The organism is Massilia sp. P2_C2, from assembly GCF_056404615.1.
In genome coordinates, this window is record NZ_JBFUDR010000626.1 from 1 (window position 1) to 1058 (window position 1058).

Below are 1058 nucleotides of genomic sequence, written 5' to 3' on the forward strand. Positions count from 1 at the left end.
ATCTTCCGCCGCCTGTGGCAGCAACGCTTCGGCGGGGACGCGCCGGATGACCAGATGGCCGCGTTCACCGAGCTGTTGCTGCCGGCGGACGGCACCGACCGCGCCCGGGAGGCTGCATGAAGATCCTGCGCATCGGCGGCAAGAACCTGGCGTCGCTGGCGGGCGAATTCGAAGTCGATTTCGAAAGCGAGCCGCTGGCGTCGTCCGGCCTGTTCGCGATCAGCGGTCCCACCGGCGCCGGCAAGAGCACGCTGCTGGACGCCCTGTGCCTCGCGCTGTACGACGCGACGCCGCGCCTCATCAAGGGACCGCGCGTGGGCAACTACCTGCCGGACGTCGGCGACGAGACGCTGTCCGTGGCCGACCGCCGCACGCTGATGCGGCGCGGCACGGCGGACGCGTTCGCCGAAGTGGATTTCGTCGGCAACGACGGGCAGCGCTATCGCGCGCGCTGGAGCGTGCGCCGTTCGCGCAACCGCGCCGCCGGTGCCCTGCAGCCGTCCGCGATGAGCCTGCAGCAATTACCCGGCCTGCAAGCGCTGGGCGGCACGAAGACGGAAGTGCTGGCCGAGGCCGAGCGCCGCATCGGCCTGTCGTTCGAACAGTTCACGCGCTCCGTGCTCCTGGCCCAGAACGAATTCTCCGCGTTCCTCCGCACCGACGAGAACGAGCGCGGCGAACTGCTCGAGACGCTGACGGGCAGCGCCGTTTACAGCGATATCTCGCGCCGCGCGTTCGAGCGCTGGCGCCAGGAACAGGAAGCGATGCGCCGCCTGACGGCACGCCTGCAGGACCATGCGCCGCTCGCGCCGGACGCGCGCGCCGGCCTCGACGACGAACACGCGGCCGCGCAGGACGCGCTGGCGGCGGCCGAGACGCGCCGGACCAGCCTCGAGCGGCAGCTGCGCTGGCACCAGGAACTGGACCGCCTGCGCGCGGCCGAAATGCAGGCGGACGGTACGCTGGCGGCAGCACGCGCCGACGTCGCCGCGGCGGCCGAACGCCGGCGTCGCCTGGCGACGCTGGATGCCGCGCAGCCGGCGCGTGCCCTCGTCACC

The 1058-nt window shown here is 72.4% G+C and carries 1 protein-coding gene; it reads left to right on the forward strand.

From position 1 onward, the window contains the following. Positions 1–116: 116 nt before the first annotated feature. Positions 117–1058: AAA family ATPase (locus tag AC1DYX_RS31420; RefSeq protein WP_477266165.1), on the forward strand; the 942-nt coding region annotated here is incomplete at its 3' end.